Annotated in this window: 17 protein-coding genes and 2 pseudogenes; 7 read left to right on the top strand and 12 right to left on the bottom strand. The window is 39.7% G+C overall.

Annotated features, from left to right (window positions below; genetic code table 11):
* Positions 1 to 5 precede the first annotated feature (5 nt).
* From E4T80_RS05620 to E4T80_RS05595, 6 genes are all read right to left on the bottom strand, one after another.
* On the bottom strand, positions 6 to 305 hold the full coding sequence (locus E4T80_RS05620) for a DUF5374 domain-containing protein (RefSeq protein WP_135055884.1): 300 nt from the start codon (positions 303 to 305) through the stop codon (positions 6 to 8).
* Positions 289 to 963, bottom strand: a complete 675-nt coding sequence (locus tag E4T80_RS05615) for a DUF2572 domain-containing protein (protein ID WP_228064840.1) — start codon at positions 961 to 963, stop codon at positions 289 to 291. Before E4T80_RS05615 ends, E4T80_RS05620 begins: the two co-directional genes overlap by 17 nt.
* Positions 964 to 1,668, bottom strand: coding sequence for a hypothetical protein (locus E4T80_RS05610; RefSeq protein ID WP_135055882.1), 705 nt, complete (start codon positions 1,666 to 1,668; stop codon positions 964 to 966). It lies immediately after the preceding gene.
* The gene (locus E4T80_RS05605) at positions 1,631 to 2,149 is read right to left on the bottom strand and encodes a pilus assembly FimT family protein (RefSeq protein WP_135055880.1); all 519 of its coding nucleotides are present in this window, start codon (positions 2,147 to 2,149) and stop codon (positions 1,631 to 1,633) included. Before E4T80_RS05605 ends, E4T80_RS05610 begins: the two co-directional genes overlap by 38 nt.
* A 98-nt stretch (positions 2,150 to 2,247) precedes the next feature.
* The gene (gene fabA, locus E4T80_RS05600) at positions 2,248 to 2,778 is read right to left on the bottom strand and encodes a bifunctional 3-hydroxydecanoyl-ACP dehydratase/trans-2-decenoyl-ACP isomerase (protein WP_135055878.1); all 531 of its coding nucleotides are present in this window, start codon (positions 2,776 to 2,778) and stop codon (positions 2,248 to 2,250) included.
* Positions 2,779 to 2,877: 99 nt separating this feature from the next.
* Complete coding sequence (locus tag E4T80_RS05595) at positions 2,878 to 4,512, bottom strand: AAA family ATPase (protein WP_135055875.1); 1,635 nt, start codon at positions 4,510 to 4,512, stop codon at positions 2,878 to 2,880.
* A 76-nt stretch (positions 4,513 to 4,588) separates the two neighbouring features.
* On the opposite strand from E4T80_RS05595, the gene matP reads away from it, so the two are divergent.
* From matP to E4T80_RS05580, 3 genes are all read left to right on the top strand, one after another.
* A complete protein-coding gene (gene matP / locus E4T80_RS05590; RefSeq protein ID WP_135055872.1) occupies positions 4,589 to 5,038 on the top strand; it encodes a macrodomain Ter protein MatP in 450 nt (149 codons plus the stop codon).
* A 79-nt stretch (positions 5,039 to 5,117) separates the two neighbouring features.
* Positions 5,118 to 5,609 (top strand): YajQ family cyclic di-GMP-binding protein, encoded by a 492-nt coding sequence (locus E4T80_RS05585; protein WP_135055869.1) that lies wholly within the window; start codon positions 5,118 to 5,120, stop codon positions 5,607 to 5,609.
* Positions 5,610 to 5,660: 51 nt separating this feature from the next.
* Positions 5,661 to 6,650: an RsiV family protein gene (locus E4T80_RS05580; protein WP_135055866.1), complete on the top strand. Its 990-nt coding sequence runs from the start codon at positions 5,661 to 5,663 to the stop codon at positions 6,648 to 6,650.
* Between the two features lie 109 nt (positions 6,651 to 6,759).
* On the opposite strand, the gene E4T80_RS05575 is transcribed toward E4T80_RS05580, so the two are convergent.
* Together E4T80_RS05575 and E4T80_RS05570 are read right to left on the bottom strand one after the other, a co-directional pair.
* The gene (locus E4T80_RS05575) at positions 6,760 to 7,995 is read right to left on the bottom strand and encodes a phosphopentomutase (RefSeq protein WP_135055863.1); all 1,236 of its coding nucleotides are present in this window, start codon (positions 7,993 to 7,995) and stop codon (positions 6,760 to 6,762) included.
* A gap of 137 nt (positions 7,996 to 8,132) precedes the next feature.
* Entirely contained in the window at positions 8,133 to 8,465 is a 333-nt protein-coding gene (locus tag E4T80_RS05570) for a helix-turn-helix domain-containing protein (RefSeq protein ID WP_135055860.1), read from the bottom strand.
* 145 nt (positions 8,466 to 8,610) lie between these two features.
* On the opposite strand from E4T80_RS05570, the gene E4T80_RS05565 reads away from it, so the two are divergent.
* The 3 genes from E4T80_RS05565 (at position 8,611) to E4T80_RS05555 (ending at position 10,274) form a co-directional block, all read left to right on the top strand.
* The gene (locus E4T80_RS05565) at positions 8,611 to 9,024 is read left to right on the top strand and encodes a hypothetical protein (RefSeq protein WP_135055857.1); all 414 of its coding nucleotides are present in this window, start codon (positions 8,611 to 8,613) and stop codon (positions 9,022 to 9,024) included.
* A 319-nt stretch (positions 9,025 to 9,343) separates the two neighbouring features.
* Entirely contained in the window at positions 9,344 to 9,775 is a 432-nt protein-coding gene (locus E4T80_RS05560; protein ID WP_135055854.1) for a hypothetical protein, read from the top strand.
* A 124-nt stretch (positions 9,776 to 9,899) separates the two neighbouring features.
* On the top strand, positions 9,900 to 10,274 hold the full coding sequence (locus tag E4T80_RS05555; RefSeq protein ID WP_135055851.1) for a hypothetical protein: 375 nt from the start codon (positions 9,900 to 9,902) through the stop codon (positions 10,272 to 10,274).
* Between the two features lie 124 nt (positions 10,275 to 10,398).
* Here E4T80_RS05555 and E4T80_RS13120 read toward each other — a convergent pair.
* The 3 genes and pseudogenes from E4T80_RS13120 to focA form a co-directional block, all read right to left on the bottom strand.
* A pseudogene (locus E4T80_RS13120) lies at positions 10,399 to 10,533 on the bottom strand (cell filamentation protein Fic); the annotation flags it as partial.
* A 139-nt stretch (positions 10,534 to 10,672) separates the two neighbouring features.
* The gene (pflB, locus tag E4T80_RS05545; protein ID WP_135055848.1) at positions 10,673 to 12,997 is read right to left on the bottom strand and encodes a formate C-acetyltransferase; all 2,325 of its coding nucleotides are present in this window, start codon (positions 12,995 to 12,997) and stop codon (positions 10,673 to 10,675) included.
* 82 nt (positions 12,998 to 13,079) lie between these two features.
* Entirely contained in the window at positions 13,080 to 13,904 is an 825-nt protein-coding gene (gene focA, locus E4T80_RS05540) for a formate transporter FocA (protein WP_047977206.1), read from the bottom strand.
* A 195-nt stretch (positions 13,905 to 14,099) separates the two neighbouring features.
* On the opposite strand from focA, the gene E4T80_RS05535 reads away from it, so the two are divergent.
* Positions 14,100 to 14,591, top strand: coding sequence for a YqaA family protein (locus E4T80_RS05535; protein WP_135055845.1), 492 nt, complete (start codon positions 14,100 to 14,102; stop codon positions 14,589 to 14,591).
* 309 nt (positions 14,592 to 14,900) lie between these two features.
* Here the strand turns inward: E4T80_RS05535 and E4T80_RS05530 are convergent.
* A pseudogene (locus E4T80_RS05530) lies at positions 14,901 to 15,090 on the bottom strand (IS481 family transposase); the annotation flags it as partial.

The raw sequence follows: 15,090 nt of genomic DNA, 5'->3' as shown, positions 1-15,090 counted from the left end.
CCTGTTTATTTTACTTTTCCGATCACAATCTCACCCAAAGGAAAGCTCACCTTTACCCCCTGTTCCGTACATAGCACACGGAAAGAAATATTATTTTGGCTAATTTGATTATCGCAAGATACGCCTGCCATTTTCAAAGCGATTTGGTTTTCGGCTATTTGTAATGCCTGCTTTTTTTGAAATAAAAACAGATTTTGATTCAGTTGCTCGGCTTGCCACTTCATATACATTAGTATAATCAAGCTAAATAGCACTATTGCCGTTAATAAACTGATAAATGTTTCTGCTTTAATTAAGTTTCTCATTATTTAATATATTCCGAGAGTGGGTTAAATATTGCCAATAGGAATATTTTTCCTTCAAATTTTTAATTACCTCACTTTGATAAGTAATATAGCGATTTTTACTCTCATTAGGATATGAAGAATATAATACGCCATAAAATTTCGCCCCAAATTTAAGCTCAAAGTAATGATGAGTAATGATAATACCGTAAAAATCTTGCTCTAATTTCCCCGATACCGCATCTGTCAATATTACTATCTTTGGCTCATCGATTGAGCTAATAGGTAGATCTGCTAATGAACTGACTTTAATTATAGGTACAGAAATGAGATTAAGATAGTCCTCTATATGTTCAAAAGATATGTATTTCTTGGTCGGTTCTTTCTCTAAAAATAGGCTAATAAACTCACAGTGGAAATGATAGTTTATATTCCCTAACTTAATTAAAACGGTGTCGTTCTTGATTTCAGCACAACGGGCATTTCGTTGAGAATTACTCTGATTGATTTCCTTAATCAATTTGAATTTATCATTCAAGTAATTAAAATATTCATTTTGGTTGATTTTTTCTTGATGGATAAATAATGCTTTATGGGTAAATATAAAGGTCAAAAGTATGCTTATAATGACGAGTGTTACTAATAAACTGCCGGCAGGGATTATGGACATTCTTTTCATTTATCCTTCCCTTGCATTAAAAATATAGCTATATATCGTAGCACTGTATTGTTTATTACGATCTTTATATGATGAAACCATTATCTCAACTTTCAATAAAATTCCTTCTTTTACCCAACTAAACTGCAATTTTTCAATATGATATTCCGATAAATCGGAAAGTTTAGACCACTTAAATTTATGGCAATTTTTCAATATTGATAAACATTCATTTTGATAGCAACTACGAATATGTTTATCATCATCAAGAATAGTCAGTTTTTTGTTTTCTAGCTTAAATCCAAAAATCTCTTTGGCAACCGCTTTAGTATTATTACGATTCTGTAATCGGCACGCATTATTTTTTGATCTTGAGCCGATACACCCATCACCATTTAAATCATAGATAAAAATAAAACATTGTGCATTATTGAGGGAATAGGCCTGAGTTGGGATAAATAAATTAAAATTATGCGATTTTCTATTTTTACCTTGATAGCCGATATGTTGAATATGATGCTGTAAATACTCTAATAATTGATGAGCGTGCCTTTGTAGCTGAAATAACTCACGTTGCGTATTTTGATGAATAAATTGATCAGCATAAAATTTTATTGCAGATAATAAAACAAGTGTGCCTAAACTCAATGCAATCAATATTTCAACTAAACTAAATGCTGCATTAAGATTAACGGCATTTGGTACGCTTATTTTTCTGTACCACATTTATGCCTCCGGCTTCATCAAATTGTATAACTTCCTGAGTCTCATTCAGGCTAAGTCCCAAGCATTTCTCACCTAATCTTGCCGCATTACCGTCAATATTAAAAAATATCTCCGGATATAAACCTTGGCTTTTTAATACAATAGCACTATTTTTGCTCTGATAAAGATGATAATCCGATTGAATCCGGCAACTTGGCAAAAATAAGCAATCACAAGCGGTTTGTTTATCCGATTTTTTTGCAACCGCAATAATACAATATCGATGATTCTGTTTATTTTGTGCAATGGTAACGGAATAGCTTTGCTTACGATATTTAGCTTTGGTTTGAATATAATAAATAAAAGATCGGATATGTTCGATTTCTTGATGAAGTAAAATAGTGCTTTGAATACGCAGGAAAATAGGCGAAAGGAAATAAGCGGAAATAACAATTATCGTTAATACGGCTAATATTTCAATAAAGGTTATTGCTCTCGTCATATCTTCCCTATTCATCAGGTCTATTTAGGGAAGATAATAGAGAAAAAGATCAATCTGTAAATTGAGATATGTTTATTTTACGATCACGATCGCAAAATTTAAAATGCGGTTGTATCTTGGAATAGCCCGACTTTCAAATCTGTGGCAGTATAGATAATTCGCCCGTCCACTTCGACTTCACCATCCGCCATTCCCATCACTAATTTGCGGTTAATCACACGCTTCATATTGATACGGTAAATCACTTTTTTCGCCGTCGGCAAAATTTGTCCGGTAAATTTCACTTCGCCGACTCCCAACGCACGCCCTTTGCCTTTACCGCCAATCCAGCCCAAGTAAAAGCCGACTAATTGCCACATTGCATCAAGCCCTAGACATCCCGGCATCACCGGATCGCCGATAAAATGGCAGCCGAAAAACGGCAAACTCTGATCAATGTCCAACTCGGCTTCAATATAGCCTTTGGCAAATAAGCCTTCCGCCTCTGTAATTTTAGTGATTCTGTCCATCATTAACATTGAAGGTGCAGGGAGCTGAGGGCCTTCTTTACCAAAAAGCTCGCCTCGTCCGGAAGCTAACAGATCTTGGTAATCATACTGCGATTTCACATTCGGTGTACAACTGTTCATTTTTCCTATCCTATTCTTATTAAAAAAGTCTGCAACACTAAGATAATTCATAGTAACAGACTTTCAATTTAGCGAACAGTTGTAAGCTGACTTGTCGGATCAGTATAATTTTAGCCGTTTGCCGATTTTCTGCCATAACGAACCGCTTACCACCGTGCTTTCACCCTGCTCAATATATTGATGAATAAGGGTGAAGATCGCAGCTTTGTCCGTTTGTTGCGGTGCGTCTTCCTCGTAAAAAGAGTGTTCAAACAGCAACCAAACCGCTTCAAAAACATCGGACACCGTCCAAATATTGAATTGTCCTGCCTTTACCGCCTCAATCACTTCCGATTTCAAACACAGTTGCGACACACAAACCGCTGGTATAATCACTCCTTGCTCACCCGTTAATCCCCTTTCTTGGCAAATCCTGAAAAAGCCCTCGATTTTTTGATTCACGCCGCCGACACTTAACACATTCCCAAATTGATCGATCGCCCCCGTTACCGCCAACGATTGTGGCAATGGTCGTTTCGATAAGGCACTGATCAACACACAAAAAATCGCTAACGAGGAACTGTCGCCGTCAATCTCACCGTAAGATTGCTCAAAGGCAAGGGAAGCCGAAAACGGCAACTGTGCCGGCAGTTCAAGCAAATTCGCCAAACACGATTGTGAAATTAAAATCCCTTTCGAGTGGATATTACCGCCCAGTTCCACTTTTCGTTCAATATCGTGAATTTCACCTTCACCATACTGCACATTGCAAGTTATCCGTAGCGGTTCACCGAAAGCGTAAGGCACGCCGTCAAATTCGACAACGGATAACCCGTTAATCTGCCCAATAATAGCCCCTTGCGTTTCAATATAAATCTGATTTGATAAAATATCTCTAATCGTATAGTCATTAATGACGGCAGATTGTGCCTCCCAAAATGCCAAATAAGCACTGATATCCATTATATTTTGCTTGTTTTGATAAAAAGCGTGAATATGTTTAATCTGCTTTTTTAATATTGTTGGCAAAATTGTAATTAACTGTTTATCTTCGCTATCTCGCACAAAATATTGTAATAGTTGATTCAGTACCTGTGGCGAAAAAAGCGGATAATCTAAATCATTACAAAGCGAGTTAATATAATATCCCCATTTTAAATAATTTTCTTCATTAAGCTTTAAATAACGATTTAATTCGGCATACTGGCTAATTTCAGGTAAATTTTCATCATAATTCGCTAAAACAGCCATATCTTCTCGGCTGCCGACTAAAATCAATTTAAACTGCACTGAAATTGCCGGTAACGCCTTAGGAATCGGGTTTAACTGAATTTGCTCATATTCTCCAAATAATAAAGCCTGTTTTAGTTTATCCCATTGTGAAATATCGGTAAGTAATTTATTCAAATTTAAAATCAAAATGCCGTCATCGGCTTTTTGCAAAAATCCCTCAACGGTTTCCAGCTTATTTTCTTGTTCTAAATACACACTATAACCAAATAATGTCTTTTCAGTAAAATCCGTTTTTACATTAACAGCTAATGCGTGCTGTTTTAAAAAACTCTCTACTTCAAAAAATATATCGGGTAAGGTGTCTGCTTTTAGCAGCAATAAACTGCCGTAATCGCCCAAGATAAACTGCTCTAGTGCTTGCGCAGCGTTTATTTGAAAATCAAAGAAACCGACCGCTTGTTGTTGCGCCGAAAACGGGTATTCAACCGTTAAAGATTGCCAATCTAAAGGGGAAAGATGCACAAAATAACCTCGTTATAGAAATTTACGCCATTATACGCATAATTACGCTATACTTCACTGGATATTGGGGGACGAAATGCGCTATCAGAAATTAGACATTCAAGAAGCAAATTGGAAATGGAAGTACCTGCTGAAAAAATATCGAGAAGGCGAGAATGTAACGAAACATCAAGAAGAGAGCCTGATCGAACTTAAAATGCAGCTACTCACCACCTTACAACATTCTCCGCAAGAAATTGAACGCTGGATCAAAGCCGAAATGCCGGCGGATCAACGCCGCAAAATGCGGCAGTCTATCCGCGCCAGACGCAAACGTTTTTTTAATGCGGAAAAGCAATCAACACGCAAAAAATCTATCGATCTGACCTATGCCAGTTGGAAGCGTTTATCCGAGTTGGCAACCGAATTGGAAATGACCCTGTCAGAAACCGTGCTTTATCTGATTGATGAATTGGAAAATAACACCATTTACACCGAACAAGTGGGCAAAATAAAAGATAATCTCAAAGCATTGCTTAAAGAGTAACACGTTGATTTTACGATATATAAAATGTGCATATTATGGTAACATTTCAGCACATTGAACTATTAAACAGGAAAAGAAAATGCCGTCTTTTGATATTGTATCCGAAATTACATTGCACGAAGTGCGTAACGCCGTTGAAAATGCCAATCGGGTATTAAGTACTCGCTACGATTTTCGTGGGGTTGAAGCCGTCATCGAATTAAACGAAAAAACCGAGTCAATCAAACTTACCACCGAGTCTGATTTCCAGTTGGAACAATTAGTGGAAATTTTAATCGGTGCGTGTATCAAACGAGATATTGACCGTACCTCCCTTGATATTCCGACAGACAGCGAGCACCACGGCAAGCTGTACAGTAAGGACATCAAGATAAAACAAGGCATTGAAACAGAAATGGCGAAAAAAATCACTAAGTTGATTAAAGAGTCAAAACTGAAAGTGCAAACCCAAATTCAAGGGCAACAAGTGCGTGTTACCGGCAAATCCCGTGATGATCTGCAAGCGGTCATTCAATTGGTAAAAAATGCAGAACTTGGGCAGCCGTTCCAATTTAGCAATTTCCGTGACTAACTCGCCGTGCCTGATGCGTAAGCAAAGGCACATTTTAATAGGAGGTATTTTATGAAAAAATCATTGCTTGCTTTACTCATTTCATCGCTCATTGGTTTATCTGCCTGCGAGGACAGCAACCTACCGCAAAAAGTCTTTGAAACGGAGAAAAAAATCGTCCAACTGGAAAGTGATTTCAATCGGGTTACAAAAGAGCTGGTAGCCAAAGAAACGGAACTGGACGAGCTAAAACGCGCCTATGAAACACTCAAAACCGAGCAGGATAACGCTAAACAGGCGGCAACCAATATCCCTGCCTTAAATGTTAAAATTGAAAGCCTCTATCATAAAACCGAGAAACTTAAATTTAAGAAAGATCCGAAAGACGAATTTGCACGAGAAGAGAGTGAGATTACCGTCAGCATTGATGTGCCTGTTACCAACATAGATTGGCTGGATCAAATTCTACTCAATCAAGCCTATCAAAATTTTGGTTATGATGACGGAAAAGACAAAGCTGCCCAGGTTACTAAACCAATGCTGGTACAAATGGCGGACGAATTATTCCAATCTCACCTCGCTAATGCGAGAGAGGACAAGCCTATCGGCTTAGATAATGTCTTATCCGCTTTCTACCTCGGACAACGTAACAATATTGCCACTTTCCGCTATATTGATTACACCTATGAGGGTGGGGCACACGGCATACACTCAACCCAATATCTCAATATTGATGCGAACAAAAAAGCGGTTATCAGCTTAAACGATTTAATTTCACCCAAAAATCAGGCAGAATTAAAAGCGATTTTATGGCGTATTTATGAAAGCGATAATCTTGATGAAAACGGCAAATATAGCGGCTCAGTAGAGAAAGCTGAGTTCAGGATACCGGATAATTTCTATTTTAAAGACGGCGACATTGTCTTTGTCTACGGTGTGTATGAATTAGGTAGTTATGCCGAAGGCAATGTTGAATTAACTGTCGCTCGTTATGAAATCAACGATCTCTTAAACGCCGATTATCAATATACCCAAGATGACGGTTTTGAAAAGGGCGAATAAAAAACCTCAATAAATCAAGGCATAGCATCAATGCTATGCCTTCTTTTTTTATGGTTTCAACGCTTTTGTAAATAACGTCGCAAAACTGACCGATTGCGATCCTTTGGCATTATTCCGCTTGAAAGGCAACAATCGGCTTACCGTAATCCATCGGCGATAAGCCAAAATAGTTCGCTACCGTCTGCCCAATATCCGCAAAGGTTTCCCGCTTACCGAAAGACTGCTTCGCCACACCTTTGCCATAAAGCAACACAGGAATATGTTCTCTGGTATGATCCGTGCCTTGCCAAGTCGGATCGCAGCCGTGATCGGCGGTAATAATCAACAGGTCATCATCTTGGACTAAATTCAACAACTCCGGCAAACGACTATCCCAATACTCCAGCGCTGCTGCATAACCGGCAACATCACGGCGATGCCCGAAATCCGAGTCAAAATTCACAAAATTGGTGAATACAATCGTATTATTACCCGCCGCTTTGACCTCTTGTAAGGTCTTATCAAATAACTCCGGCAAGCCGGTTGCCTTGATTTTGCGGGTAATGCCTGTGTGCGCATAAATATCGGCAATTTTACCGATAGACACCACTTCACCGCCCTTTTCAGCGACTAATTTTTGCAGCACAGTCGCAGACGGCGGTTCAATAGAATAATCTTTGCGGTTACCCGTACGCTGAAATTCCCCCGCTTTCGCCCCGATAAACGGTCGGGCAATCACCCGCCCGATATTATAGCCCTCCAATTCTTCCCGCACGATTTGACAAAGCTCATACAGTTTTTCTAAGCCGTAGGTTTCTTCGTGGCACGCAATTTGAAAAACCGAATCGGCGGAGGTATAGAAAATCGGCAGCCCGCTTCTCATATGTTCTTCACCCAGCTCGTCTAAAATAACCGTGCCGGACGAATGGCAGTTGCCCAAATATCCTTTTAAATTTGCCCGTTTGACAATCTTATCCAGCAATGCCTGCGGAAAGCTATTTTCGTGATTTGGAAAATAGCCCCAATCAAAGAGTACCGGCACTCCCGCCACCTCCCAATGTCCGGACGGCGTATCTTTGCCCGAAGAAATTTCCTGTGCAAAACAATAACCACCCGCCAACTCGACATTCTGCTCCAAGCCCGCCGGATATTGCCCGCACGATTCTTCCGCAGCCAAGCCCAATCCTAAACGGTTCATATTCGGCAGTTTTAATGCACCACTGCGGCGGTGATCATCTGCTTTGCCTTCGGCACATTGAGCCGCAATATGCCCCAACGTATTTGAGCCTTTATCACCAAATTTTTCCGCATCACTCGCATAGCCGATCCCGAAAGAGTCGAGCATCATAATAAATACACGTTTCATTATTTCCTCACTTTATTGTCAGTTTTTCTTTATCTTTTCCAACCGGAAAAAGCAAGCGGTCAGATTATACCTTAAATTTGTAATAATCCGACCGCTTTTCAACATAGAGTAGCTATAAAGTAGCCTAACTCTGTAACCTATTTTTTGATTTCTTTGAGAAGCTCAACCAGTAATGTTTTTTGTCGCTGAGTTAAGTCCATCCAATATCGGTCTGCTTCATCACTATTCCAGTCAAACCCTGACATACAATCTTCAAAAAAGTAGCTAATCGGTGTTTTTAGAAAAGTCGCGATTGCGACTAAATGTGCCACATTGATCTTATTTGCCCCTCGTTCATAGCGGGAAAGTTGTGGCTGGGAAATATCTACATACTCCGATAGTCTTTCCGCGGAATAGCCCTTTTCACGCCGTTTTTGTTGGATGCGTTGACCGACAAAGCGATCAATCTCTGATGCAACTGGTTGTGCCATTTTACTGCCCATATAAGATTATTCATTTTAAGCATATTTTTTGTGATTTATTGCATTGACTGAATACACTATAAGACATAAAATACCCCAAAAATATGCCTTGAAAGCATATTTTCAAATCACAAACATATCGAGGAACTTTCAAATGAATGATATCTTTATAATCATTTCAATTATCGTTATTTTAGCTACCCTAGCCTTATGGAATTCAGGAAGAAAAGTAAGAAAAACGTTTTATCAAGCGATTGAAAATGCCCAAAATTACATATTGTATAATCCGTCATCAGTCTTAGCCGAATATTATACTCAACCAAATTCTTCGAAGAAAAAAGAAGTCGAACTACTCGGTATAGATCATGTGTTAAAAACTGAAACTAATGACGAAATTCGTAAGGCAGTTAAAATCATTATGGCACACCTTGTTGTTGAAGAAGTAAGAACAGTATATAGACATATGTCTGAGGAAGAAACATTAAGAATGTTATCTCATAATGCTAAAACTAAAGAAAAATTTGAGGAAGCAGTATCGCTTGTCTCTATGTTTAGGAGTATCATATAATGCCTTTCTTATTTACCTTATTGCCATTGGCTTACTTTATCGAACTAAATTCCACATCTCTCTTAGTTGCATTACTCCTAAGCTGTGTATTAAATGCACTTTTTTTTGGAAAATTTATTCATCTTATTCCCCAAATAGTTGGTGTTTTCTCATTTGTACCTGTTATCTATGAAAGGTTTACACCTGATTCCTTTATTAGCTTCGTTGGTTTAGGTATATTAATATATATAATCATAGCCTTAATATTATTTATTTATGATTTTATTTGCAATTTACTTGGCGTATTAACCAAATTATCCTCTAAAAAATAAGGTAATCTATGAGTAATAAGATATTAACCTCTTGGCATCCTGCCATTCGTTGGATACTACTCCCTATTACATGTATATTATGTCCAATTATTTTATCAATCATTGTGCTTATTCTTACACCTGGTGAAGGTAATTATGTTTGGGATGGTCGAGGATATTATTATATAGGGTCTTTAGATGCATATTGGTTTGCATGCTTAAGGACAATAGCATTTAGCTCGGGATTTATTCTCCCAATTATCTATTTAGCGCCTAAATATACTAAAACCATTATTAACGTAGTCAGAATAATAATGCTGATAGTTTTCATAGGATTATTTATTTGGCTTTTAAACCTCGACAAGACACTGGGTTGGTGGGATATAATTAAACTTACTGGTCATTTCTTATGCCTTATATTAGGATTATTTATTAGTAAATTTTTTGATATAGAAGATTAAACTATAAATGCAGAAACAGCAGGAGTATCAAAACAATAAAAGTACCAGAACGACTTGTTACAATTACAGTGGCACTATCCATTGCGATAGTTTTCAATATTAAGTTTAATAGGAGATAAATGTTATGAAAAAAACTGTCTTTGCTCTACTTACTGTAGCCTTTTCCTTACCCGCTTTTGCCTGTGATGAAGATTACGGTCAAGGGCAACGTTATTCCACCGGCTATTACCTTAAAAACGGTAAGCTCACCAAAAGCAAAGTAGAAAATTGCACAAATGGAGTGGGACACCAAAGCTATACTTTTAGTAATGGAACGATCGTCAGTTTTATCCATATCAATTTAGCAATGACAACCGGCGAAGACGGTTATAAAACAGATATTGACATCAATGGCAAAGAGGCTAAAGAAACCAAACGTTTAAAAGGTCTTCCTGCTAGTTTTAGAGGGGCTTGCTACCGACCAAAATCAAAAGGCTCAAAACAAGTTTATTGTATTTAACCCCATTGAAATAAACAGCCCAATTAAGGGCTGTTTTGCTTTAGGCTTAAAATATCAATCGAATAGAGTTAAATTTTTGCCATTTTTAAACCTATTCTCACCGCTTACAAGCGGTTAATTTTCCGTAGAAATTTGCAATAATCGCCGAGAGATTGTAATGCTTAGTGTGGTAGTTTTTGCCGTCTTGAGCAGTTACTCGAAATTTTCGAGTAACTGAAACTTCCTCTAACTCCCGATCACTAAAGATTTTTTGCAGATGTATAGAATACTGTAATTATAAACAATATCTATAAGGCTAGGTAAGTGAATAGTCGGTTTTTCGAGTGAGATCACAAAAAAACCGCTTGCAGTTTTCACTACAAGCGGTCGCTTTTCATCTAAATTTTACAAACTTTCAATTACATCGAAGTCGTGAACGTCCGCGTAATCACGTCCTGTTGCTGCTCTTTGGTTAATGAGTTGAAACGTACCGCATAGCCGGAAACACGGATAGTTAATTGCGGGTATTTCTCCGGATGTTCGACCGCATCCAACAACATTTCACGGTTTAATACGTTTACGTTGAGATGCTGACCGCCTTCAATGGTCGCTTCGTGGTGGAAATAACCGTCCATTAAGCCTGCGAGGTTGCGTTTTTGGGCTTCGTAATCTTTACCTAACGCATTCGGCACGATAGAGAAGGTGTAAGAGATACCGTCTTTCGCAAAGGCAAACGGCAGTTTCGCCACCGAGGTTAAAGAGGCAACTGCACCTTTTTGATCACGACCGTGCATTGGGTTTGCACCCGGCCCGAATGGTGCTCCGCTACGGCGACCGTCCGGTGTATTCCCCGTTTTCTTACCATACACCACGTTTGAGGTAATGGTTAAGACCGATTGGGTCGGGGTCGCATTGCGGTAAGTGTTTAACTTCTGAATTTTCTTCATAAAGCGTTCCACTAAATCACAGGCAATTTCATCAACACGGTTGTCGTTGTTACCGAATTGCGGATATTCACCTTCAATTTCAAAGTCAATCGCCACGTTTTTCGCAATACCTGTTACTTCGCCCGCTTTATTTTTGATTTCGATATCGCCACGGATTGGTTTAACTTTGGCATATTTGATCGCAGAAAGTGAGTCCGCCGCCACAGAAAGCCCTGCGATACCGCACGCCATTGTTCTGAACACATCACGGTCGTGCAACGCCATTAACGCCGCTTCATAGGCATATTTGTCGTGCATAAAGTGAATGATGTTCAATGCCGTAACATATTGTTTCGCCAACCAATCCATAAAGCTATCGAGGCGAGTCATTACATCATCGTAATTGAGGTATTCATCGGTAATCGGGGCGGTTTTCGGCCCGACTTGATCACCGGATTTCTCGTCCACCCCGCCATTGATTGCGTATAGCAAGGTTTTCGCTAAGTTTGCACGAGCGCCGAAGAACTGCATCATTTTACCGACGATCATCGGGCTAACACAGCAGGCAATCGCATAGTCGTCATTGTTGAAGTCCGGACGCATTAAGTCATCGTTTTCATACTGAACCGAGGAGGTGTCGATAGACACTTTTGCCGCATAACGTTTAAAGCCGTCCGGTAAACTTTCAGACCATAAAATGGTTAAGTTCGGCTCCGGTGATGGCCCCATTGTGTAAAGGGTGTGGAGAATACGGAAGCTGTTTTTGGTTACTAATGTACGACCGTCTAACCCCATACCCGCAAGAGTTTCCGTTGCCCACATCGGGTCGCCGGAGAACAGTTGATCGTACTCCGGGGTACGTAAGAAACGCACCATACGCAATTTCATTACCAAATGGTCGATCAGCTCTTGCGCTTCCTGCTCGGTGATTTTGCCCGCTTGTAAATCACGCTCAATGAAAATATCTAAGAAAGTCGATACACGCCCGAACGACATTGCCGCTCCGTTTTGAGATTTCACCGCAGCAAGATACGCGAAATAAGTCCACTGTACCGCTTCTTGCGCATTGGTCGCCGGATTGGAAATATCAAAGCCGTAGGATGCCGCCATCTCTTTCATTTTGCCTAACGCACGGTGCTGCTCGGCAATTTCTTCACGCAGTTGGATAGTCGCTTGAATATCTACGCCGCTTTCTAATTTTTCCTGTAATGAATTGAATTGCTTGACTTTATCTTTCATCAAGAAATCCGCACCGTAAAGTGCCATACGGCGATAATCGCCGATGATACGCCCACGCCCGTAAGCGTCCGGCAAGCCGGTGATCACGCCTGATTTACGGCAGCGTAAAATATCCGGCGTATAAACATCAAACACGCCTTGGTTGTGGGTTTTGCGGTATTCGGTGAAGATTTTTTCCACCATCGGATTTAATTCACGGCGGTAAACTTTACACGAGCCTTTCACCATATTGATACCGCCAAACGGCATAATCGCCCGTTTTAATGGTGCATCTGTTTGTAAACCAACGATTTTTTCTAAATCTTTATTGATATAGCCCGGTGCGTGTGAAGTGATGGTTGAAGGCGTTTCACAATCAATATCGTAAGGTTCGTGGGTTTTGTTTTCCACTTTGATTTTTTCCATCACATCATTCCAAAGCGTTGTGGTTGCTTCGGTAACGTCCGCTAAGAAAGATTCATCACCTTCATAAGGGGTGTAGTTTTTCTGGATAAAATCACGCACATTGACTTCAGTTTGCCATTCGCCCGGTGCGAAACCTTCCCACGCTTTTAATTGAGCTTCTGTTAATTGAGTCATTTTAAGTCCTCGTTAGTTAAGATAAATTGAGTAACAAGCGGTATGTTATTGCAAAAAATCGGCAAAAAACGACCGCTTGCCGTTAATGTTTTTTCAAGTGCAAAAACCACTGCACCAAACCGATAAATACTGCCCCGCCGACAATATTGCCCAGCGTTGCTGGAATGAGATTATTTAACACGAAATGCGAGAGCGTTAAATCGGCAAATTGCGCCGCATCCACACCGATTGCTGTCCAAAATTCAGCGCCGGCAAAAGCGTGAATTAGCACGCCCATTGGGATCATAAACATATTTGCCACACAGTGTTCAAAGCCCGATGCCACAAACATTGAAATCGGCAAAATCATAATAAAGGCTTTGTCCGTCAGGCTTTTCCCCGCATACGCCATCCACACGGCGATGCAAACCATCAGATTACAAAAAATACCGAGATGAAATGTTTCCCACCAACTATGGTGAATTTTGTGCTGGGCGGTTTTCAAAATCGTTAAACCCCACTGCCCGTTCGCCGCCATTATTTCACCACTAAACCACACCAACCCGACAATAAACAATGCCCCGATAAAATTACCGCCGTAAACCACTAACCAATTTTTCAGCATTTGTGCTAAAGTAATTCGCTTACTGGCTTTAGCCACGGCAGTCATTGTCGAGGAAGTGAATAATTCCGCACCAAATACCACGCACATAATAATACCGAGCGAAAATACCACGCCGCCAATCAACTTGGCTACGCCCCACGGCAACTCGCCCGCACCGACTTGCGTAGTGGCATAAAACACAAAAGCGATGGAAATATAAGCCCCTGCGGTAATCGCAGAAATAAAAGAATAAAATTGGTGTTTGGTGGCTTTATAAACTGCCGCATCCTCGGCGATCTTTGCCATTTCAGCAGGAGAAAACATTGCGATCCTTAAATAGAAAGTTGAAAATTTGCAAAAATTTTTGAGAATTATAGACCTGTTACCCACGCTATTAAATAATTTTTACCAATAAAATAAATAAAGTCGGAAATTTTATTGACCTATATCAATATTTAACAAAATCAAATAGTTAAGTTTATTAAATCCCTACACAAATTTAACAAGAAAATTACAAAAATGAACGATTATCTCACCGCTTTCATCGGTTTTTTCACCAGCACGGAATATCAATGGCTCATTCTGTTCACCAGTGCCTTTTTGAGTGCGACCTTATTGCCGGGAAATTCAGAAATCGTCTTTACCACATTGGTTAGCCAAGCCCTGTGGAAAAACGGCGAAGATATGCCACTGCAACTGTTGCTGCTGCTCGCCAGTGCTACCCTCGGCAACAGTTTAGGCAGCATAACCACCTATTTTCTGGCACGCCTTGCCCCCGAACCACAACTTCACAACCTCCGATCCGGTAAGGCAAGATGGGCATTGACAGTCAGCCAACGCTACGGTGTATGGGCGTTGCTCTTAAGCTGGCTGCCCGTGATCGGCGATTTACTCTGCGGCATTGCCGGCTGGCTACGTTTTCATTTCACAATGAGCGTGCTATGTATTACCCTCGGTAAACTCGCCCGCTATCTCGTGATTTTGTTCGGTCTCTATATATTGCTTGAGTGAAGCGTAATCAAAAGTGCCTAAATGATAAAACACCGATACTCTATATCTCTGTAAGTACGTGAATATTATTTTAGTGCAAATTAAAACTTAATTAAAAACAAACAATTAAAAAACCACCTCACTTAAAACTTGTATCACTGTTAGTTCACTGATTCACAATGACACAAGTAACAAAATGGTTTGACAGATTCTTTAATGAAGAAACTAGAGTCTTTGAACAATGTGCAAAAGATATTAAAGAAATAATAAAGTGTAGAAGATCAAACTCAATCTGACAGTCCCCGTTTAAAACGATGTGTGTCTGTCAGATTAATTTGAGCTTAAATTTTTTTCTGCCCAAATTCGTTTTCCATCAACTAATGTTTCCATTGCCGTTCTTCCACAGCACATTTTTCCTCGATGGGTTCGGTGATGGTTATAATACAGCAACCATTCATCCAAATCAGCTTGTAATGTACTCAAATCCATATAAATTTTCTTCCTAAATGCCACTTGGTAA

The sequence above is a fragment of the Muribacter muris genome, assembly GCF_004569585.1.
Classification (GTDB): Bacteria; Pseudomonadota; Gammaproteobacteria; order Enterobacterales; family Pasteurellaceae; genus Muribacter; species Muribacter muris.
This window is presented reverse-complemented; position numbering and strand designations above follow the sequence as displayed.